Source organism: Gordonia namibiensis NBRC 108229 (assembly GCF_000298235.1).
Taxonomy (GTDB): domain Bacteria; phylum Actinomycetota; class Actinomycetes; order Mycobacteriales; family Mycobacteriaceae; genus Gordonia; species Gordonia namibiensis.
On the sequence record NZ_BAHE01000002.1, the window covers coordinates 1 to 20,938 of the forward strand.

General features: G+C 67.3%; 18 protein-coding genes. 4 read left to right on the forward strand and 14 right to left on the reverse strand.

The window, feature by feature from the left end; all coding sequences use genetic code 11:
• Positions 1 to 664 precede the first annotated feature (664 nt).
• The 13 genes from GONAM_RS00290 to GONAM_RS00350 all read right to left on the reverse strand — a co-directional run bounded on the left by GONAM_RS00290 (position 665) and on the right by GONAM_RS00350 (position 12,521).
• Positions 665 to 1,264, reverse strand: a complete 600-nt coding sequence (locus GONAM_RS00290) for an FKBP-type peptidyl-prolyl cis-trans isomerase (protein ID WP_040534967.1) — start codon at positions 1,262 to 1,264, stop codon at positions 665 to 667.
• A 35-nt stretch (positions 1,265 to 1,299) separates the two neighbouring features.
• Positions 1,300 to 1,767, reverse strand: a complete 468-nt coding sequence (locus tag GONAM_RS00295; protein ID WP_006864762.1) for an SRPBCC family protein — start codon at positions 1,765 to 1,767, stop codon at positions 1,300 to 1,302.
• On the reverse strand, positions 1,767 to 2,801 hold the full coding sequence (locus GONAM_RS00300; protein ID WP_006864763.1) for an LLM class F420-dependent oxidoreductase: 1,035 nt from the start codon (positions 2,799 to 2,801) through the stop codon (positions 1,767 to 1,769). The genes GONAM_RS00295 and GONAM_RS00300 overlap by 1 nt, the downstream gene beginning before the upstream one ends.
• On the reverse strand, positions 2,801 to 3,211 hold the full coding sequence (locus GONAM_RS00305; protein ID WP_006864764.1) for a nuclear transport factor 2 family protein: 411 nt from the start codon (positions 3,209 to 3,211) through the stop codon (positions 2,801 to 2,803). The genes GONAM_RS00300 and GONAM_RS00305 overlap by 1 nt, the downstream gene beginning before the upstream one ends.
• On the reverse strand, positions 3,177 to 4,190 hold the full coding sequence (locus GONAM_RS00310; RefSeq protein ID WP_006864765.1) for a DMT family transporter: 1,014 nt from the start codon (positions 4,188 to 4,190) through the stop codon (positions 3,177 to 3,179). Before GONAM_RS00310 ends, GONAM_RS00305 begins: the two co-directional genes overlap by 35 nt.
• A complete protein-coding gene (locus GONAM_RS00315) occupies positions 4,187 to 5,341 on the reverse strand; it encodes an MSMEG_0565 family glycosyltransferase (protein WP_040534860.1) in 1,155 nt (384 codons plus the stop codon). Before GONAM_RS00315 ends, GONAM_RS00310 begins: the two co-directional genes overlap by 4 nt.
• On the reverse strand, positions 5,338 to 6,201 hold the full coding sequence (locus tag GONAM_RS00320; RefSeq protein ID WP_006864767.1) for a carbon-nitrogen hydrolase family protein: 864 nt from the start codon (positions 6,199 to 6,201) through the stop codon (positions 5,338 to 5,340). Before GONAM_RS00320 ends, GONAM_RS00315 begins: the two co-directional genes overlap by 4 nt.
• A gap of 52 nt (positions 6,202 to 6,253) precedes the next feature.
• Positions 6,254 to 7,669: an MSMEG_0567/sll0787 family protein gene (locus GONAM_RS00325; RefSeq protein ID WP_040534863.1), complete on the reverse strand. Its 1,416-nt coding sequence runs from the start codon at positions 7,667 to 7,669 to the stop codon at positions 6,254 to 6,256.
• Positions 7,670 to 8,054: 385 nt separating this feature from the next.
• A complete protein-coding gene (locus GONAM_RS00330; protein ID WP_006864769.1) occupies positions 8,055 to 9,110 on the reverse strand; it encodes an MSMEG_0568 family radical SAM protein in 1,056 nt (351 codons plus the stop codon).
• Between the two features lie 179 nt (positions 9,111 to 9,289).
• Positions 9,290 to 10,576, reverse strand: coding sequence for an MSMEG_0569 family flavin-dependent oxidoreductase (locus GONAM_RS00335; protein ID WP_006864770.1), 1,287 nt, complete (start codon positions 10,574 to 10,576; stop codon positions 9,290 to 9,292).
• A complete protein-coding gene (locus GONAM_RS00340) occupies positions 10,573 to 10,929 on the reverse strand; it encodes an MSMEG_0570 family nitrogen starvation response protein (protein ID WP_006864771.1) in 357 nt (118 codons plus the stop codon). Before GONAM_RS00340 ends, GONAM_RS00335 begins: the two co-directional genes overlap by 4 nt.
• Complete coding sequence (locus GONAM_RS00345) at positions 10,922 to 11,821, reverse strand: carbon-nitrogen hydrolase family protein (RefSeq protein WP_006864772.1); 900 nt, start codon at positions 11,819 to 11,821, stop codon at positions 10,922 to 10,924. Before GONAM_RS00345 ends, GONAM_RS00340 begins: the two co-directional genes overlap by 8 nt.
• Positions 11,822 to 11,996: 175 nt before the next feature.
• Positions 11,997 to 12,521, reverse strand: coding sequence for an MSMEG_0572/Sll0783 family nitrogen starvation response protein (locus GONAM_RS00350; protein WP_005195025.1), 525 nt, complete (start codon positions 12,519 to 12,521; stop codon positions 11,997 to 11,999).
• 752 nt (positions 12,522 to 13,273) lie between these two features.
• Here GONAM_RS00350 and GONAM_RS00360 point away from each other — a divergent pair.
• Positions 13,274 to 13,960: a ZIP family metal transporter gene (locus GONAM_RS00360; RefSeq protein ID WP_006864773.1), complete on the forward strand. Its 687-nt coding sequence runs from the start codon at positions 13,274 to 13,276 to the stop codon at positions 13,958 to 13,960.
• Between the two features lie 4 nt (positions 13,961 to 13,964).
• Here the strand turns inward: GONAM_RS00360 and GONAM_RS00365 are convergent, their stop codons facing one another.
• A complete protein-coding gene (locus GONAM_RS00365) occupies positions 13,965 to 15,080 on the reverse strand; it encodes an alpha/beta hydrolase (RefSeq protein ID WP_040534869.1) in 1,116 nt (371 codons plus the stop codon).
• A gap of 124 nt (positions 15,081 to 15,204) precedes the next feature.
• On the opposite strand from GONAM_RS00365, the gene GONAM_RS00370 reads away from it, so the two are divergent.
• Genes GONAM_RS00370 through GONAM_RS00380 form a run of 3 tightly spaced genes read left to right on the forward strand, consistent with a single transcriptional unit; the run spans position 15,205 to position 20,929 of the window.
• Positions 15,205 to 16,725 (forward strand): DUF3375 domain-containing protein, encoded by a 1,521-nt coding sequence (locus GONAM_RS00370; RefSeq protein ID WP_006864775.1) that lies wholly within the window; start codon positions 15,205 to 15,207, stop codon positions 16,723 to 16,725.
• Positions 16,722 to 17,594 carry a DUF4194 domain-containing protein gene (locus GONAM_RS00375; protein ID WP_006864776.1) on the forward strand — a complete coding sequence of 291 codons (873 nt, stop codon included), beginning with the start codon at positions 16,722 to 16,724 and terminating at the stop codon, positions 17,592 to 17,594. The genes GONAM_RS00370 and GONAM_RS00375 overlap by 4 nt, the downstream gene beginning before the upstream one ends.
• Positions 17,591 to 20,929, forward strand: a complete 3,339-nt coding sequence (locus tag GONAM_RS00380; protein WP_006864777.1) for an ATP-binding protein — start codon at positions 17,591 to 17,593, stop codon at positions 20,927 to 20,929. Before GONAM_RS00375 ends, GONAM_RS00380 begins: the two co-directional genes overlap by 4 nt.
• Positions 20,930 to 20,938: the final 9 nt, after the last annotated feature.

The window sequence follows — 20,938 nt, forward strand, 5'->3', positions numbered from 1 at the left end:
GAAACCAAGCCCCCACTCCCTGAGGTGCGAGGAGCGGTCGACGCCACCACTTGCTCCCTGAGGTGCGAGGAGCGGTCGACGCCACCACTCGCTCCCTGAGGTGCGAGGAGCGCTAGCGACGAGCCACGAAGGGCTGGTGACCAAACAGTCACCAGCCCCTCGTATTTCGCTGTCAAACCCTACGACGCCACCCTTCTGCTCCCCGGGGTGTGAGGAGCGTCGACACCACGGCCGCTCCCCGATATGAGTGGAGCGTTAGCGACGAGCCGTACCGAGAACACCGTTCGCATGCTCCCGACACTCCTGAAGGGAGCGGATATCCTTTCGTCCTCCACGTTCGCCGGCCCAACGCGAAAAGTTCGTCCCTGTGAGCACCCTCCGAGGGCACACTGCCCTCGGAAGCCGCTGAGATGGACGAAATTTCACCCCGCCCGGCCCGCTGTGCGGCCCGGCCCCCTATACCGGGGCACGATGCCCGAAATGACGTCGCGCGCGACGTCAATCCGGGTGAACGACTACGGCCGAGGTCCCACAGCCGGAGCGATGTCGCATGCGACGTGATTCCGCACCCGCAGATCGGATGCGATGAACGCCTCGTGCCTGACTCGCCACAAGGGCTGGTGACCAAACGGTCACCAGCCCTTCGTGTTTCGTTGTAGAACCCCTACGAAGCTGCGAGAATCCCGATCTCGAAGATGAGGGTGTCACCCGGCTCGATGCCGGCGCTGGGCTGGCCCTGGGCGTAACCGTCGGCCGACGTCATGGCGACGCCCACCTTCGACCCGACCTTCTGCCCGGCGATCGCCTTGCTGAAGCCTGGGATGACGCCGTTGAGCGGGAAGTCGACGGGGGTGCCGCTCTGGTAGGCGCTGTCGAACTCCTCGCCGTTGCGACCGTTGACGCCGACGTAGCAAACGCTGACCGACGCGGTCTCGGCGACGACGGGTCCGTCACCCTCGACGAGGGTTTCGACAACAGTCTGGTCGACGCTGAACGGCGACTGGACGGTGATCTTCGGCGCCTCGTTCTCGGTGGCGGCGACCATCTCCATCTCGCCGGTGGCGCCCTTCAGGGTCCACTGGGGCTTGGCGCCGTCCTTGGCCGAGGCGGTGGGGCAGCTGTTCGGTGCCGAACCGGTGTCGGTGCTGCCGGCCGCGGCGGTACCGGTGGCTTCGGTTGTGCCGGAATCGGAATCGGAGTCGGAGCTACAGCCGGCCACCGCGAGGACGAGGGCCGCGCCGAGCGCGAGCGTCGCATTCTTCATGTTCACCCTGGTCACGCTACCCGAGCGGACGCGGTTCACCGAGCGCCGCTACCACCCAGAATCCGGGCCGCCCGAGCCAGATCGGCACGGATCGCCCGCGCCGCCGGCCACCGGTTCACCGCCAGTACCGGTACGCCCATGGCCGGCACGGTCAGCGTCCCCTCGGCGTGGACATCCGTGCCGCCGTCGGAGCGTTCCTGGAAGCCCAACGTCAGCACCGCGTCGACAGATCGCCACCCACCGACCTCCCGCCACAACCGGTGCGGCTCACAGTCGGTGACCTCCAACCGCGGACTGATACCGGGTACGACGGTGACGTCGGTCCAGCTGGTGCCGACGTCACCCGCCCGGTCACCGATCACCTGCAGGTCGTCGATTCGGCGCAGACTCGACTGCCACGCAGGCCGATTGCTCGGATCGGTGAGATAGTCGAACGTGTCCGCGACGGGCGTCGGGAACGCCACGATGTCGTCGATGATGGTGAACCGGGCGGGGGTCAGCATCAGCTGATGAGTCCGGCGAGCTGGTCGATCTCCTCGATGGTGCGCGGGGAGACCAGCATCGTGGTGACACCGCAAGACTCCCAGACCTTGATCTGTTCGCGCACGTAGTCGAGGTTGCCGACGATCGCGGAATCCTCGACGACAGCATCCGGGATGATCTGCGCCGCTTCTTCTTTGCGATCGGAGCGGAACAATCTGGTCACCTCGTCGACCACGTCGGAGTACCCCATGCGGCGGTACACCTCGGCGTGGAAGTTGGTGTCCTCACTGCCCATTCCGCCCATGTACAGCGCGAGGAACGGCTTGATGGCGGCATAGGTGGCGGCGCGGTCGTCGGTGATGACGATCTGGGCGGTCGCGATGATCTCGAAGTCCTCGCGACTGCGTCGGGCACCCGGCTTGGCAAAACCCTCGTCGAGCCAGGCGTTGTAGGTGTCGGCCATGCGCGGCGTGTAGAACAGCGGCAGCCAGCCGTCGGCGATCTCGGCCGCGAGCGCGACGTTCTTGGGTCCCTCGGCGCCGAGCATGATCGGGATGTCGGACCGCAGCGGATGGGTGATCGGCTTGAGCGGCTTACCGAGTCCCGACGCGCCGTCGCCGTTGTAGGGCAGCGGATAGTGCGGCCCGGCACTGGTGACCGGCGCCTCCCGCGCCCACACCTGACGCATGATGTCGATGTACTCACGCGTGCGGCCGAGCGGCTTGGCGAACTTCTGTCCGTACCAACCTTCGACGACCTGCGGCCCGGACACACCGAGTCCGACGATGTGCCGACCGCCGGACAGATGGTCGAGCGTCAGCGCGGCCATCGCACATGCAGTTGGAGTGCGCGCCGACAGCTGCAGCACCGAGGTGCCCAGCCGCACACGGCTCGTCGACGACCCGTACCAGGCCAGTGGGGTGTAGGCGTCGGATCCCCAGGCCTCGGCGGTGAAGATGGAGTCGAAACCGGCCTGTTCGGCGGCGGTGACGAGATCGGCGTGACCGGCCGGCGGTTGTGCGGCCCAATATCCCAGTTGCAGACCGAGTTTCATCAGTTGGCTCCGTCCGTGGTCTCGGCAGCTGCTTCGGCTGCGATCTGATCGAACTGTGCGCCCATCGCCTCGGCGAGGGCCTGCGCGCCCGAGAGCGGCCGGACCATCACCATGAAGTCGTCGATCTTGCCGTCGTCGTTGACGTGGATGAAGTCGCATCCGGTGACGGCCTTGCCGTTGACGTTGGCCTCGAAGATGAGCGCCGAGTCCCGGCCGCCCTCGTCGTTGATCTCGCGCACGTAGCGGAAGTCGGTGAACACGCGCAGCACGCCCCGCAGGATCGCCGAGGTGATCGCCTTGCCCGGGTACGGCTTGAACGCGACCGGGCTGGTGAACACGACGTCGTCGGCGAGCAGAGCCTGCATCGCCTGCGCGTCACGTGCCTCGACGGCCTCTCGGAACTGCTTCATGCATGTCCTCCTCATCCACGGCAGGGGCGCCGTTGTGCGTACTTCTCCGCTCGACGCTAACCGATCTCCGACGCCGCGCGGGAGCCATCAACACGACGAGCGCCACCGCCAGCACGCCGATGCCCATCCAGCCGACCGCGGTGATCGATTCGGACAGTACGACGACCGCCAGAACAGTCGCGACCGCCGGTTCGATGAGGGTGATGGTGGTAGCGGTCGAACTGTCGATCCGTCCCAGTCCACGGCTGAACAACACGTAGCCGAGGAACTGCGGCACGACGATGAGGTACGCGAGGACGTACAGACCTTCCGGATGCTCGATCACCGAGGGCACACACACCGCGACCACGGGCAGCAACAACACCCCGCCCAGTCCCATGACGCCACCGGCCGACGCTCCGCGGGGCAGTTCCTGGTTCATCAGGCGTCGCATCGCCCACGAGAAACCCGCGTAGGTCGCGCCCGCTCCCAAGCCGAGCGCGACACCCCAGGCCGACGCGGTGCTGCCGGAGACGGAATCCCCGTGCGACGATTCGCTGCGCGACAACGCCAGCGCGACACTGCCGGCGATACCCAGCGCACACGCGACGCACCACCTTGTCGTCAACGCCCGACCGTCGGCGACGCGTTCGATCACCGCCGAGAACAACGGCGCCGACGCCAGCGACACCACGGTGCCCAGCGCAACACCGCCGATGCGCATCGAGCCGTAGAAGCACAGCGGGTACACCATCACGCAGACACCGCCCGCGAGCACCGTTGGCCATAGCTTCATCAACGACGGCCACGCGGCGCGCACCGCCCGTGCGTTGATCGCACCCTGCAGCAAACCACCGCCGGACATCGCAATAGCACCGATCGTCACCGCACTGAGCGCAGGAGCTAGTGCAGCGGCGGTCCCCGACGTGCCCCACAGGAACGCGGTGAGGGTCACCGCAAGGATTCCGGCGCGTTCGGAGGCGCGCGGGTGTTCGCTCATCTCGACGCGTCGACGTGTGTAGGCAACGGGTCGCGCGGCATCGGGTGGCGGGCATAGAACTCGAGGTGACGAAGTGCCGCGTCCTCCCACGTCAACGACGCCGCCAGCGACCGGCCGGCCTCGACGCGCGCCGGGTCCGGCGTGAGCGCGTCCTCCAGCGCTTCGGCGAGTTCGGGGACCGTCGACGCGTAGGCGACTGCGTCGCCGAACACCTCACGGAGGATGGGCAACTCACGGGTCACGACCGGCCGACCCGCGGACAGCGCCTCCATCGCGGCCAGCCCGAACCCTTCTTTCACCGACGGGAACGCGAACACCCGACTGGCCGCGACCAGCGTCGGCAGCTCGTCGTCCGGCACGTTGCCGAGCACGATCGGTTCGACGTCGAGTTCGGTACGGCGACGGTCGAACTCGGCGCGGTAGTCCCGATAGTCGAACAGGGTCTCGCCACCGGCGAAGACCAGCGACAGCTCCGGATGCCGCTCCCGCAGCAGGGCGTACGCGTTCAGCAGGTCGATGCTGCCCTTCCGAGGTTCGATCCCGCCGACGGCCAGCACGTACTCGCCGAGCTTGCCGGTCCACCGATCACGCGCCTCGACAGCTTCCGGCATAACCGACGCGGCGTCGGCGAACCGTTGATACGCAACACCATTCGGGATCACGTCAGGTGTGAACCCCCAGCCGTGATGCACCTCGTCGGCGACCGCCCGCGATACACAGATCCGCGCATACGGATTCACGACGGCCTTCTTGTGGCATTCGACGAGGATCGGCGTCGTGAACTGGTCGAGGTGATGGATCGTGCGGATGCAGGTGCCGACGGCGTTGGCGCTGATGCAGTCCTGGGCGTGCACGATGTCGTATGCGCTTGTGTCGAAGGCGTCGCGCAAGGTGTCGATGGATCGCACGATGCGGTCGGTGATCGTCTCGTTCTCGCGATCGGGGAACGGCACGAGCCGCAGCGTCACCGCCGGGTCCACATTCCGGAAGAACCCGTCGTCACCGCCACGCGCCAGCGACCAGACCGTCACGTCGACGCCGATTCGCGCCATCGCCTCGGCGAGGTTCAGCGTGTGGACCACGCCGCCACGCGGTTTCGTCGAGTAGGTCAGCAGCGCGACGCGCGGTGAGGGGGAGTCCACACCCGTCATGATAGGTCCGCGGCTGTCCCGGGCTGAGGGCTCGCGCTTCGATAGGAGTCGGGTCGCAGTTCGGCGAGATGACTCAGCACGCGGCGGGCGCGATCGATCTCCGCGTCGACGTCGACCGTCACGCTGGCCAGCCCACCCTTCGACCGCGTGGTGGCCAGGATATCGCCGCCCGGTCCGACGACCTTGGCCTGCCCGAGGAACCGCAGCGATCCCATCACGCCGGTCTGGTTCGACGACACGACGAACACCTGATTCTCGGCCGCGCGGGCGCAGTCGTACAGGTCGAAGAGCCGCGACTGCCGATCGGCGGGGAGCCGGGTGGCACGATCGGTCACGCTGGCCGGCCACGCCGACAGTGCAGCGATGATCCGCGCACCGTCGAGGGCGAGGGTCCGGGCCGACTCCGGGAACGTCTTGTCGTAGTCGATGAGCATGCCGATCCGGCCGACCGGGGTGTCAAAGGACCGGAACTCGTCACCGGCCGCGTAGGCCAGCGACTCTCCCGCGGGCTGATGGACCTTGCGGTGCGTGCCGAGAATCCCGTCCCCGGAGACGCAGACCGCGGTGTTGAAACGCTTGTCGCCATCGGCCTCGGTGTAACCGATGCAGACCGTCGTGTCGCGCGCGGCGGCGATGAGTGCAGCCAACTCGGGCCCGTCCGGATCAAGCGCCGGCGGCAGCTCGTCGGGGTCGGGGTTCTGCAGGTCGCCCAGATAGCCGCCGAGCGTCGCGTCCGGGAAAACGAGCAGGTCGACGCCGTCTCGCGCGGCCGCCTCGACGATGCCGACGGCCTTGGACACACCGCGCTCCACGTCGCGGCCGAAGTGCGCGGCGAGAGCACCGAGGGTGACAGTGCTCATGGTCGAACAGTACCGACCGAGAACCGGCGAGAGGGCGTCACCCGGAGTCCGATCATGCGGCCCCCAGCCCGGTGACCGTGGAGGCCACCGCGACGGTCACCGCACCGTCGGGCCACCGCAGTCGCACGCCCGGTTCCGAAGTGAGACGCCCACAGTCTGCGATGGTAAGGGCGTCCGGCACGGGCACACCGGCACGACGACCCGGTCGGTCTGTACTGAGCATCGCGTACCCGGGGAAGCAGGTCAGCCACGCGCCCATCGACGCGTCGTTCGGCCGCGGCACGGCGGTGACGTCGAGTTCGGCTCCGGTGCCCGACGCCTCGGCGAGCATACCCAGCGTTCCGGCGATTCCCGCCATGCTCACATCCTTCGCCGACGCCGGTCCGACCCTCGCCAGATGACCTGCCATCGCACGCAATTCGTCGCTGCTGCGTGAGCTCGTGGAGTCCCATTGCCGGTCGTGATAGCCCGGTCGCCACGACCCGCCGAGGTCTGCATGCAGCGTGACGGTGTCTCCGACTGCGCCGCCGCCGGCCCGCAGCGGACTGGGCGTGGTGCCCAACGCCGTCACCGACAGCGCCGACGGCACGCCGACCTGTGTATGACCGCCGAGAACCGGTGTCTGCCAAGCTCGTGCGGCTGCGGAGATCCCCCGGATGATGCGGGTCAAATGCGAGGTCGTGGGGGCGCCCACCGCGTCGAGCAGCCCGATCGGACGCGCACCCATCGCGGACAGGTCGTTGATATTGACCAGCACCGAACACCACCCGGCCCATTCCGGGTCGCGTTCGATCATCGACGGAATGATGGCATCACACGCCGCGATCACATCGGTGCCAGGTAGCGGCACGCCGTCGTCACCGCGGAATCCGGCTGCGCCGAGGCCTCCGTCCTGCTCGGCAAACGGTGCAAGTGCCTCCGCGAGGACTGCTTTGGTGCCGTCGACGGTCCGCTGGATCCGGTGGACCGGCCATCGCATCTCCCGGTGCGCCTGACCCGCGATCACCGGACCGGCCCCGCAGTCATCCCAGCCGAGCCGCCGGAACATCCTCGCGTAGCGGTCCTGCACCGTCGCGTCGAAACGTAACGCGCCCTGCTGTTCGATGTGCGCACACGCGGCGCGCACGAGCGCTGGACCGATACCGGCCGCGTGCCCGGGATCGGCGACCACGAGCCGGCTACCGAACCACCAGCCGATGTCTTCGGTGTCTGCCGATCCGTCCCACCGCATAGGAGCGACCCGGACACCACCGGCGATCGCGCCGTCCGGCAACGTCGCGACGAGGACCACCGTGCGCGGGTCGCCGTCGGTGTCATCGAGATCCGTACGGTCAAAAAGCTGTTGCTGCTCGACGAATTCGCGGTACCGCATCGCCCGGTAGGTAGCGTGCTCGGCGGCGGTGTCGGCGACCGTGATCAGGAAGTCCGGTCGTGCGACGACACGACGCCGACCGGCGAGGATCGACAACTCAGCCGGCCGCTGCTCCTTGAGTAGCCCCGGAGCCTGCGGTGCGACGTGAGGCTTTTGCTCCTTGAGTAGCCCCGGAGATTGCGGTGCGACGTGAGGCTTTTGCTCCTTGAGTAGCCCCGGAGATTGCGGTGCGACGTGAGGCTTTTGCTCCTTGAGTAGCCCCGGAGCCTGCGGTGCGACGTGAGGCTTTTGCTCCTTGAGTAGCCCCGGAGCTTGCGGTGCGGTGTGCGGTTTCTGTTCCTTGAGTAGCCCCGGAGCTTGCGGTGCGGTGTGCGGTTTCTGTTCCTTGAGTAGCCCCGGAGCTTGCGGTGCGGTGTGCGGTTTCTGTTCCTTGAGTAGCCCCGGAGCTTGCGGAGGGGCGTATCGAAAGGACTCCACCATCTCAACCACCCACCGTCGGCAGAATGCTGCATGCTCCGCAGGCCGCGCATCCGGCCCGCTGGTCGGCGCCGGTCATGCCGATCAGGGTGAGATGGCTGGCGACTTCGCGGCTGATCTTCTCCACGATCGCCGGGTCCGGTGCCGACGCTTTGTCGACGTCGACCGCGAGCGTCCCCGCGTGAGGACGGAACGGCACGATGAACGGGTAGACACCCATGTCGGCGAGTTCCTTGGCGCCGGCGATCATCTCGTCGGTGTCCTCGCCGAGTCCGACGAGCAGGTAGGTCGACACCTGGTTGCGCCCGAACACGCGCACGGCCTCGGTCCAGGCGGCGCGGTATTCGTCCATCGGCACCGATGACTTGCCGGGCATCCACCGCCGCCGCACCTCGTCGTCGAGGGATTCGACGTGGATGCCGATCGCGTCGGCACCGGCCTCGCGTAGTTCGGTCAGGACGGCGAGGTCGGCGGGCGGTTCGCACTGGACCTGGATCGGCAGGTGGGGGACCGCGGCCTTGATTGCGCGGACACACCGCGCGAGGTGCCGGGCCCCGCGGTCGCGGCCATTGGTAGTGCCGGTGGTCATCACCATCTGGGTGATGCCGTCGAGTTCGACTGCGGCACGCGCGACCTCGGCCAGTTGCTCCGGCTTCTTCACCGCGATCGTCGACCCCGACCGCAGCGACTCCTCGATGGAACAGAACCGGCATCGCTCCGACTCGTCGTACCGGATGCACGTCTGGACCACCGTGGTCGCCAGGACGTTGCGTCCGTGCAACCGTGCGATCTTCTCGTAGCTGACGCCGTCGGCGGTCTGCAGGTCGTAGAACCCGGGACGTCCGATCGCCTCGACCTCGATCCCGACGTCCACCCCGTCGTACAGGACGCGATCGCCGTCGAAGACGAACGGACTCTGCGGGTTCCGCGGGATCGCGGCATGCAGGCCGTCGACCATCAGGTGGCCATCGTCGCTCGGGCCGGCGCCACCGGTCCGCTGTACGGGCGGCTCGCCCCGAATCCCGAGCAGTGCCAGGTCAACTCGTGTGGATACCGTCATGGGTACTCCTGGTTGGAATGTCAGTTTCACGTCTGCTGCCATCGGCGTACGTAGTGCCACTCTTGCTTCGGAGTGCGGCCAACTCCGCTCCCTGAGGTGCGAGGAGCGCCAGCGACGAGCCACGAAGGGCTGGCGACCGCCACTCCAAAACCCGACCACCCGCACCCCACGCCACCCACCTACTGCGCCGCCGCCAACCGCGGTCGGCCTTGGTCCAGAGCACCCACGATGTGCTCCGCCACGTACCGCGCGTCCCGGTCGATCCCGAGGAACCGCCCGGATCCCCAGGTGTGCATCCACGGCAGTCCGACCAAGCTCAGCCCGGGCACCTCGGTGATCCCGCGCGTCTGCATCGGGCGGCCCCCGCCGTCGAAGGCGCTCGCTTCAATCCATCGATATTCAGGCCGATACCCGATGGCCCAGATGATCGACGTGACGCCGTCCGCCGCAAGATCCAGTTCCGCAGGGTCGACATCCGGAGCCCAGACCGGCTCGTACCGAGAGGGTTCGGGCGCCTCGATCCCCAGCGAGTCGATATGCCGGTCGATGTCGCCGCAGATGGAGTTGTAGGTCGCGTCTGCCTTGTCCAGCGCGTCCGTGAGCGTCGGCGCGAACCGCAGCGTCGAGTCCTTGCCGTCGGTGAGCATCCCGTAGAGCCGCATGCCCTCGACGGCGAAGCGTCGTAGGTCGATGTCGCGGCCACCATCGCGGCCGGTTACGTAGTGATTGGTCTTCTCCTGCGCGGCACGACCACCCGGATACTCCTGCGTCGGAGTGTCGTAGAGCCCCATGTCCGACAGCCACGTCATGCAATCCCGGCCCCGGTAGAACCGTGCGACCCGCGGTGCGTTGCCGACCGCCAGATGCACCTGCCGACCGGCGAGATGCAGATCCTCGGCGATCTGCGTCCCCGACTGTCCCGATCCGACGACCAGCACCGCACCCTCGGGCAGCTGCTCAGGATTGAAGTACTGCTCGGAGTGGATCTGATGCACCGTCGGGTCGAGCGCCGACGCGAACGCCGGGATCACCGGCAGCGGATACCCGCCGGTCGCGATGACCGCCTGGTCGCACGTCACCGTGCGGACGCCGTCCGGACCGTCGAGGGTCAGCTCGAATCGATCGGCGTTCAACCGCTGCAGGCGGGTCACCCGAGTGTGCTCGACGAGCGGTGCGTCGAAGGTCTGCAACCACCCCTTCAGCCACTCGACGACCTCGTCGCGAGTCATGAACCCGTCCGGATCGGGACCCTTGTACGCATACCCAGGCAGTCGACAATGCCAGTTGGGGGTCACGAGAGTGAAGTTGTCCCAACGCTTGTCGGCCCAGGCATGCACTGCGGTCTCGGCTTCGACGACGACGTGCTCGACGCCGGCCTGCCCGAGATACCAGCTGACCGAGAGCCCGGCCTGCCCGCCACCGACGACGACGACCGGTATGTGTGCCGGGGATTTGATTGCGCTCATGAGTCCTTCTCTCCGCTGGTTGAGCCGGGATGGAGCGAAGCGACGACCGGTGTCGAAACCGTGTGCGCGGGCAGTGGCGGGTACATCGACACGACCTCGACCTCCGCCGAATCCGGATGTCGCGCAGCGTCGCTGACGATCGCCTCGGCGGACGCCGCCGCCGACGTACATGCGAACCCGTACTTGGCTCGCACTCGTGCGCTGGCTTCCTCGAGCGCGGTGGTCGCTCGCAACCGAAAGTCGTCGACCCTGTACGACCCCGGCGCGAGGTGATCGTGCAGGACGAGGCTGGGGGAGTAGTACTGGCGGAACAGCCCGTCGGGCCACCGCACTTGGACGGTCATCTCAGGCATGAGCGAGGTCCCGCCAGGCGAGGTCGTCGGCGTTCTCCGGTTCGGTGAGCAGGCCGTACTTCTCTGGTCGCCGGTCCCGCAGGTGGAACATCCCGGCGCGCATCGCGGTGAAGCTCTTGCAGATGTCCACCTCGGCGACCGCGAGTCCGCTGCCGAGAAGCGTGGTGTCGAGGATGTTGCCGCCCGGGTCGACGATCTTGGCGTTGCCCACATATCGCAACGACCCGAACGTCCCGCTCTGGTTCGACGCCACCCAGAACACCTGGTTCTCCAGAGCTCGCGCTGCGTCGAACAGATTGAACCGGTAGGTCCACCGGTCCTCCTGGAGGTTCTCCGCGGTCGCGGTGCGAGCCGCCGGCCACGCCGACAGGCTTGCGATGATCTCCGCTCCTTTCAATGCCATGATGCGTGCTGCTTCGGGAAAGGCCTTGTCGTAACAGATTTGGAGCCCGATGCGTCCGACTGGAGTGTCGAAGACCCCGTACCCGTCGCCCGACGAGTACGACATGTTCTCGCCCAGCGGCTGATGGACCTTCCGATAACTGCCGTAGATCCGATCGCCGTCGAGAACAGCGGCCGCGTTGTAGCGGGTCTCGCCGTCCTCGCCGAGTTCGCAGAACCCGATCGCCACCACCAGGTCTCCGACGATGGACTGCACCCGCGCGATCTCGGGTCCGTCGAGGGAGATCGCCGGTGGCAGCGACCGTGCACTGTTCTTACGGGTGTCGCCGTGGTTGCCCAGCGACGACAGGTACCCGCCGATCGCCGCCTCCGGGAACACCAGGAAGTCGACGCCGCGTGCCCGCGCCTGAGCGACATATTCTTCGATCGTCGCGTAGTTCTGTTCGAGATCGCGGGTGAAGTTCGCCGCGACTGATCCGATGGTGGTCATAGGATGTCCCAGGGTCGGTGATGCGGAAAGTGTTGTCTCGCTGGTTGAGTGGGTTGAGGGGTTAGCGACGGGGCTCGCTCTGCTGGTTGAGTAGGCGAGGAGCGCTAGCGACGGGTTCTGCCCTGCTGGTTGAGTAGGCGAGGAGCGCTAGCGACGAGCCGTATCGAAACCAGCCTCAGACCATGTAGGTCGAGTTGATGATCGCGCCCTTGCGTGCGTAATGGATGATCGCGTCCTGGACGTCGAGCGGGTGCGCCGGGATGACGCCCTCGATCAGGTCCTCTTCACGTCCGCCGTGCAACGCGAGGCCGAAGCGGCAGCAGAACACGGTGCCGCCTTCGGAGATGAAGGTCTCGAGTGCGTTGTTGATGTTCTGCTCGCCGGGGAATCCGGAGTCGCCGGTCGTCGGAAATCCGCGTGTGGCAAGGCAATTGATGGCGCCCGGCCCGTAGAAGTACATCGCGGACTCGAAGCCCTTGCGTAGTGCGCGGGTCGCCTGCAGGACCGCGACAAACGAGACCGACGACTCGTGCGCGATGCCGTGCACCAGCGTGAAGTACGTTTCGCCGTCCTCGGCCTGATAGTCCGGGAAGATCTTGGTGCCGCCGTAGATGTTGGACCCCTTCGGCAGCGAGGGGTGCGGGATCTCCGCGAGCGATGCGGCGATGTTCTCGGTGATGGTTTCGTCGAAAGAGGGCACAAGGACTCCTGGAATGGCGGGACGACGGCGCGCGTGGCGGCTCGGCGTGTGAGAATGCGGATCGGGCATCGTTGCCCAAGAGCGGCAGATCGGTAGGACTTCGATCTCATCGAGTAGCTGACTGCTACGTGAACCAGTTCACCCCGCGACGATTACCGGGTGGTTACCGCTGGAATAAATGGAGGCGCGGTCGGCGTAACACGACGCACGACGGTGCCGGAGCCTCAACCGCTCGTCAGGACAGCGGGATGGTCCGGGCACTAAAATGTCCGACGAACCGGTCGGGTCGGGGGTCTGACCGGTTCATCGGACGTAAGTCAGCATATCGTCTGTGTCTCCGCAGGTCGAGCGCGGGATCCGCAATTTTGTGACCTGTTTCTCACGGATTCCCGACTAATCCGACCTCTACGGCACCGTAACCAGCCGTGACGTCGTACGACCGGACTACATGGGCTCGACGACCCGGCTCCTCGATGTTCGTTTGACCTTGTGCTCGGACGCCGGGCGCAACGTCATACGGAATCGGGCACCGCGCCGCCCGGGCAGCACGCCTGGACCGCCGCCGCACCGCCTGCCGGCGGGCCGGCACGGGCCCTGGACCAGCGACGCCGCGCACCCCCGCCGGCCGACTAGCGACGGCCGAGCGGAGCGAGGACGCCGCCCACCCCTGCTGGCCGAGTAGCGACGACCGAGCGGAGCGAGGACGCCGCGTATCGAGGTCACCAACCACCGATCAGGCGCAAGCTGGATCCATGCTCACCGCAATCCTCTACGGCCTGATTACTGCGGTACCTATCGCGATCGGTGCTGCGATCGGTCTCCGCTGGGATCTCCCGGCGCGAGTCCTGGCGACGCTGATGGCGTTCGGCGCGGGCACGATGATCGCCGCGGTCTCCACCGAGCTCTTCGAGCCGGCGTTCAAGCAAGCCGGCATCGGCCTCGCCGGGGTGGCGCTGTTCCTCGGCACCGCGGTCTACGTGATCGCCGACCACGTCGTCGAGACCAAACTCGGCTCCCGCGCCATCGGTCCGGCACTGATGCTCGGTGTCTTCCTCGACGGCGTTCCCGAGAACAGCGCGCTGGGTGTCTCTCTCACCGCTGGCGGCTCGCTCGTGCTGGTGGTGGCGATCGCCGTCGGCAACGTGCCCGAGGCGGTGAGCGGGGCGTCGTTGATGAGACGCGAACACGACATGTCACTGCGCTACGCGCTCGTGATGTGGGTGGCCACCGCGGCGATCCTCATCGGCGTGACCGTCGGCGGTTACGCAGTCTCCGACGCCATCTCGCCGACCGCGGTCAGCATCGTCCAGGCCTTCGCCGGCGGCGCGACCCTCGGCGTCCTCGCCAACGGACTGATGCCGGAGGCCTACCGCGAAGGCGGCTGGTGGGTCGGCCTGGCCACTGCGGCCGGCTTCCTGCTCGCGTTCGTCCTGGGCTGAGGCGTCAGTGGGTCGGCGTCGCGTCCGGATCGCTCGCGACGTGACCCTTCGCCAGGTCGTGCATCGCCCGGAAGACCCGCTTCGACGCCTCGGCCCACGGCATGAGGATCGGGAACACATGGAACATTCCGGGTTCCTCCATCGCGCGCACGGGCACCTCGGAGTCCGCAAGCCGTTCCGCGAATTCCCGTATCCCGTCACGGAACATCTCGTCGGCGCCCCAGCAGACGAAGGTCGGCGGGAACCATTCCGGATTCGGTTCGGCATTGATCACCGACACCCGAGCGTCGTTGGGCTGCACCCCGTGCAGATAAGGCGTCACCGGGATGTTCCACGGCAGCACGTCGTACTGGGCGTTCTCGGTGATCGACGGATGGTCGAGGTCGAGATCGATCTCGGGGGAGAAGAGCGCCAGCGCACCGGGCTTCGGTAGACCCTGCTCGTGCAGGTGCGCAACCAGCGACGCCGCGAGCCCACCGCCGCCCGAGTCCCCGGCGACGATGATGTGGTCCGGGGTCACGCCACGTCCGAGGAGTGCCTGGTACACGTCAGCGGCGTCGAGAATGCCTGCGGGGAACGGGAATTCGGGTGCCATCCGGTAGTCGGCGATGAACACCTCAAAACCGGTGATCCGCACCAGCGACGACGCGAACGCCGAGTACATGATCGGCGACGTCCCGATGTACCCGCCGCCGTGCAGATACAGGATCGTCGCACCGATCTCCTGCTTGTCCTCGTCCTCGTCGACGTAGGCGTCGGAACTCGCCTTCGCACGACACCACAGACCGGGCACGCCACCAATGGTGTCGTCGGTGAGCTCGACGCCGTCGGTCAGTTCGACGAACGGCGGCATCACGACGCGGCAGATGTCGTCGAGGATCTTCTCCATCGACCGGAACTCCTCGATCGGGAGCCCCATCGAGTAGCCCATGAACGCGCGGATCGACTGCCGGGTGACGGCCTGGCCGACGTTGTCGAGTAGCCCCGACGGCCCCGACCACGGCTTCTTGAACGGCACGCGAGCGAGTCCGCCGAGCATGCTCGACGCCAGTCCGACGACGGTCAGCGCCGTCAGGGGTCCCGACGCGGTCTCGACCTCGGGACGATCAGCCATCACCATGCCGCTCAGGGTAGCGAGGTGGGTCACCACCGGCTGCCGCACAACCACCGGACTGGGGTCCCGCCGGGCGGACGTGGCAGACTATCGCGGGTCCCGTAGTCCCCGAGAACCCCGTGAGGCGGCGATGGAGATTTCTGCCTTCCCGGCTCAGCACGAGGTCGGGCGACCCGCCGTGCCGTTGGAATCGGCGCAGGTCACGCTGGGTGACGCCCTGGAGGCGAACCGCGCCCTGCAGAAGTCGGCAGCGGTCAAGCTGTTCGCGGCCACCAACTCGGCTCTCTACGTGACCTTGATGGAGCGTCACCTCGATTACGGCACAAAGATGTCGGAGGTCGAGCTGACGATGCGCCTCGAACGCGACCTCGCCGAACTCGACCTCACCGAGGATCAGCCCACCGGCCTCGAACTGGTCAAACTGTGGGCCCGTCAGGGCTGGCTGCACCGCGTCACCGACACCACCGACCCCGACGCCCCCAACCTGTGCCATCTGACCAGCGAGGCCCGCTCGGTCCTGGACTTCATGCGCCGCCAGCGCCGCGAGGACTCCATCGCCACGGGCGGCTCGATCACCGGCATCGCCGCCGAACTCCGACGCGTCGCCGGGCAGGTCAGCAACGACCCCGAGACCATCCGCCTCGAGCTCGAGGCCCAGATGTCCGACCTCGACGCCGAGCTCGCCGACCTCGAAGCCGGCCGCCGCCCACCGGTCGACCTCCGCGTCGCCGAGGACTCCGCCCGCGCCATCGGCTACCAGATGGAGCAGATCATCTCCGACATCGGCCAGTACGGCACGATGCTCGACCGCATCACCACCGCCCTGCTCGACGACCCGGGCGACTCCGACCTCGCCTACCGCGACCGTCAGCGCCAGCTCTTCGACGACTACGAGGCCCTGCTGCAGTCGTCGCAGTCGGCGTCGTACCAGGCGTTCAGCCAGATGATCCAGGACCCGGAGCGCCGCGCCCGCCTCAAGGCCGACATCGACACCATCATCGAGAACTTCCCCGGCATGGACGCCGGCCTGCGATCGGTCATGGACAACTTCTTCGGCCTGGTCACCCAGCAGATGGCCGAGGTCGGCCGCACCCGTCAGCGCTGTGCCCGTCGTATTCGACGGTTCGTTGCGTCGGGCACCCTCGAGCAGAGCCGCGGTCTGGCCCGTCAGCTCAACGACGCGCTCGCCACCGCCAACGATCTCCTCAAGACCTCCCTCGCGGACCGCCGCCTCGGCTACGAACTGCCGTTGGCCGCCCCGACCCTCAACTCGATCGGCCGCCTCGCCTTCGAGATCCGCGAACACGTCCCGCCCGCCCCGGCACTGCCTGCCGGTGGCGCCGACGCCGATCTGGCCGCGTTCGCGTCGATGACCGGGCAGGTCGACACTGTCGAACTCACCGAGACCGTCAACAAAGCCGTCGCCGCCGGCCCGGTCGCGCTCACCGACGTCATCGAAGGCCTCGACGAGGCGTACCTCGCGCACGTCATCGTGCTGTGGTCCTGGGCCCAAAAGCAGGCCGCGGCAGGGGAGAAGGTGCCGATGACCACCGTCCGCTTCCGGTCCCTCCTCGGGGAGGACCACGCCATCGAAGTCCCCGACCTGACCTTCACCGAACCTATTCCGACTGCGGAGGTCGACGCCGAATGACCACCACCGACGAGACCAACGCCGGCTCCGACGAGACCCAATCTTCGCTCCCTGAGGTGAACGCGGAGGCCAACCCCTCGCTCCCTGAGGTGCGAGCGGAACGAGCCACGAAGGGCCCCGACCTCCCAGACGAGTTCGCCGGCTTCGACGATCTCCCCACCGTCGCCAACCGCGCCACCTCGCACGCCCCGAGCGCACCGCGCTTCGACGGCGACGTCAGCGAGATGCCCGACCGCGCCTGCTGGGCGCTGCAGAACCTGCTGGCCCGCCGCTATGTCAGCGGTGACCGGCAGCCGCAGCTGTGGTCGTGGGTATCCGAGTACCAGGACGTCTTGCGAATCCGCCTGTCCGAGCTCGACCTTCGCCTCCGCCTCGTCGACGAACTCCAGGTCGCCTTCGTCGAGCAGGCCGGCTACGACTCCCGTTGGGGCCGACGCATTCTCAAGCGCGAGACCGTCCACACCTACGACGCGATCCTGGCGCTGCATCTCGCCAAGTACATCCGCGCCGCACGCGACGAGGATGCGCTGATCACCCGCGAGGAGATCCACGAACTCTTCGCCGGCGTCACCAACACCATCGACCGCGACCTCGCGCTCTTCGACAAGCGCATCGAGCGGGCCATCGACAAGATGGAAGAGCTCGAGTTCCTGCGCAAGCAGCGCGACGACGCCGACACCTTCACCGTGAGCCCGGTGATCTCCGCGGTCATGACGGCGTCGGTGATCACCGACCTGCAGCGCCAGTTCGAGCAGTTCATCGGTTCCGGCGACACGGGGGATGAGCCGCCGGAGAGCGCAACCGACGATCCCGCCCGGCCCGACGACGCCGAGGACGGCTTCGGCGACGACGAAGGAGACGACTGGTGAGCGTCGACCAGTACCACCTGTCCCGGTTGCAACTGATCAACTGGGGCGTGTTCGACGGGTATCACTCGATCCCGTTCAGCTCCAACGGTTCTCTGATCACCGGATCGTCGGGTTCGGGTAAGTCGTCGTTGCTCGACGCCATCTCGCTGGCGTTCCTGCCCGACCACCGCCGCAACTTCAACGCCTCGGGTGACGCCACCGCCGCCGGCTCGTCGAGCGGCAAGCGCACCGTCGGCAAGTACGTGCGCGGCGCGTGGGGCGAGCGGCGCGACGGCACCAACGCGCACCGTGAGATCATGTACCTGCGCGGCACCGGCCCGGCGTGGGCGGCCATCGCGGTCACCTACACCTCCACCTCGGGCACCGCCATCACCGGTCTGGTCCTCAAGTGGCTGGCCGCGGGCAAGATGACCGACGCGCACAGCTCGTACTTCATCTACGACGGCGACGCCGACATCGTCGACGCCTGCAACGAGTGGGCCGCCTCCAACTACAACTCGGCCAAGTTCCGCGACCGCGGCTGGCGCGGCGGACCCGGCGAGGGCAAGTATCTCTCGACGCTGTACTCGCTCATCGGCATCCGCGGCTCCGACGCCGCGCAGCAGCTCCTCGGAAAAGCCAAGTCGCTCAAGAGCGTCGGTGGTCTCGCACAGTTCGTGCGGGAGTTCATGCTCGACGCCCCAACCTCCATCGTCGGCATCTCCGACGCCCTCGAGCAGATCGACCCGCTCGTCGAAGCGCGTGAACTGCTCGACGTCGCGCGCCGCAAGCGCACGATCCTCGGCAACATCGAGGAGGTTCACGAGCGGTACGCGAGCGAGTCGGCAACCTTCAGCGTCCTCGACACCATCGACAGCACCACCATCCGCAGCTACGTCAACAACCTGCGGATCCGCAACGCGCAGCCCGAGGTCGCCGACCTCGACGACCAGATCACCCGCCTCGACAGTGATCTCGCCGCGCTGACCACCCAGCACGACCAGCTGCGCCAGGACCACAGCCTGCTGCTGGCCCGCATCGCCACCTCCACCGGCGACCTCGCCCCGCTGCGCGAACAGCTTGGCGGCGCACAGAAGCTCAGCACCGAGGTCACCGCACGACGGAACGCTTACGAGGACAAGGTCTCCGCACTCGGCTTCAGCGCACCCACGAATGCCGAAGGCTTCTGGTCGCTGCGCGAGGAGCTCATCGAAGAGGCCACCAAGATCGACGGACAGCTCGACGCCGGTCGCGCCCACTACGCCGAAGCGCTCGCCCGCGAGGTCGCCGCCCGTAGTCGCCGCGACACCGCGCAGGAAGAGCTCGGCCGCGTCGAACAGGCCGGTTCCGCCCTGCCGCGCACCGAACACGAGATGCGTCGCGTCATCGCGCACGCGCTGCAGATCGACGAGTCCGAACTCAAGTACGTCGCCGAACTCGTCGAACTCGACCCCGACGAGGAACGCTGGCGCCTGGCAGTAGAGAAGGTCCTGCGTAACGCCGGCCTGCGACTCCTCGTGCCGGACAAGCACTTCCGCTCCGCCCTGCGCTTCGTCAACTCGCACGACATGCGCGGCCGTATCCAGCTGCACCAGGCCGAGACCCGACCCATGCCCGACGTCGAGCCGGGCACCCTGGCGTCCAAACTGCGGCCCGTCGACCCCGGCCACCCGTGTGCCGCCGAGGCGATGACCATCCTCGCGCGCCTGGGCAACCACATGTGTGTCGACAACCCGGGCGAGTTCTCGCAGTACGCCAAGGCGGTCACTGACCAGGGTCTGCGCAAGGACTCGGCGAAGCTGGCCGTCAAGGACGATCGCCAGCAGCTCCGCCGGTCGCAGTATATCTTCGTCGGCGACGTCGAATCCAAGATCACCGCGCTGCGCGACGAACTCGCCTACGAGGAGCGCGCTTTCGAGGACGCCCGTGAGGACTGTGCCGAACTCGACCGCGAACGTTCCGCCAAGGAACGACGCCGCGACGCCTACCGTCGTGTGTGCGAGCAGTTCACGCAGTGGAACGAGATCGACGTCGATTCCGTCGATGATCGCGTCGATCAGCTCACCGACCAGTACGACCTCCTCATGGAGGAGCACCCCGACGTCGAGGCGCTGCAGCGCAAGGCCGAAGACCTCTGGGAGCAGGTCCGCAACGCGATCTCGCAGGCCGCGCTGGTCAAGGACAAGATCGCCCGCCAGGACGAGCGCCGCACCCAGCTGCTCGACCTCATCGACCGGCTGAAGCCCGAAGACGTTCCCGCACAGGCGGAGAAGACCCTCGACGGCTTCCGCGAGGACCTCTCGGCGACGCTCGACGTGCTCAACCCCGAGCCGTACCGCCAGGAGATCGTCAAGGCCGCCGGCCGCGAACGCGACCGCATGCGCTCCGATGCTCGCCGTTCTCGCGATGAGCTGGCCCGGATCCTCGACACCTACGACGAGGAATTCCCCGACGCCATCCCCAACGACAGCGACGACTTCGACGAACGCATCCACGACTACGTCGCCGTCTGCCGCCGCATCGACGAACGCGAGCTACCGTCGGCCTACGAGCGGATGCGCCGCCTCATCACCGAGCAGGCACCCGGTGCGATCCTCGGTCTGCACATGGCGGCCGACGCCGAGGAACGACGCATCGTCGAGCAGATTGAGCGTGTCAACACCGGCCTCGGTGCGGTGGCGTTCAACCGCGGCACCCGCCTGCGGCTGGTCCCGGGCCGCAAGAAGCTCGCTGCGGTCGAGGAGTTGACCGAGAAGGCCCGCCAGATCTCTACTCGTGCAACAGCGGTCAGCTTCGGCGACGAGCAGGCCATCCTCGAGCAGTACTCCGACATCCTGCTGCTGCGCGAACGCCTCGCCGGCAACACCCCGGAGGACCGCCAGTGGACCCGCGACGCCCTCGACGTCCGCAACCGCTTCGACTTTTACTGCGAAGAGCACGACGCCGCGTCCGGCGAGACCATCCGCACCTACTCGAATGCCGGCGACAACTCCGGTGGCGAGCAGGAGAAGCTGATGGCGTTCTGTCTCGCCGGCGCGCTGAGCTTCAACCTGGCCAGCCCGCACGGCAACGACAACCGGCCGATCTTCGCCCAGCTGATGCTCGACGAGGCGTTCTCCAAGTCCGACCCGCAGTTCGCCCAGCAGGCGCTGAGTGCGTTCCGCAAGTTCGGGTTCCAGCTGATCATCGTCGCCACGGTGCAGAACACCAGCACGATCCAGCCGTACGTGGACAACGTCGTGATGGTGTCGAAGGTCGAGGCAGGGCCGGATCTGCGACCGATCGCGACCGCGACGTCGACGACGATCAAGGCTTTCTCAGAGCTGCGGCGGTCGAAGAGTCAGTTGTCGGTCTGAGTCGACTGG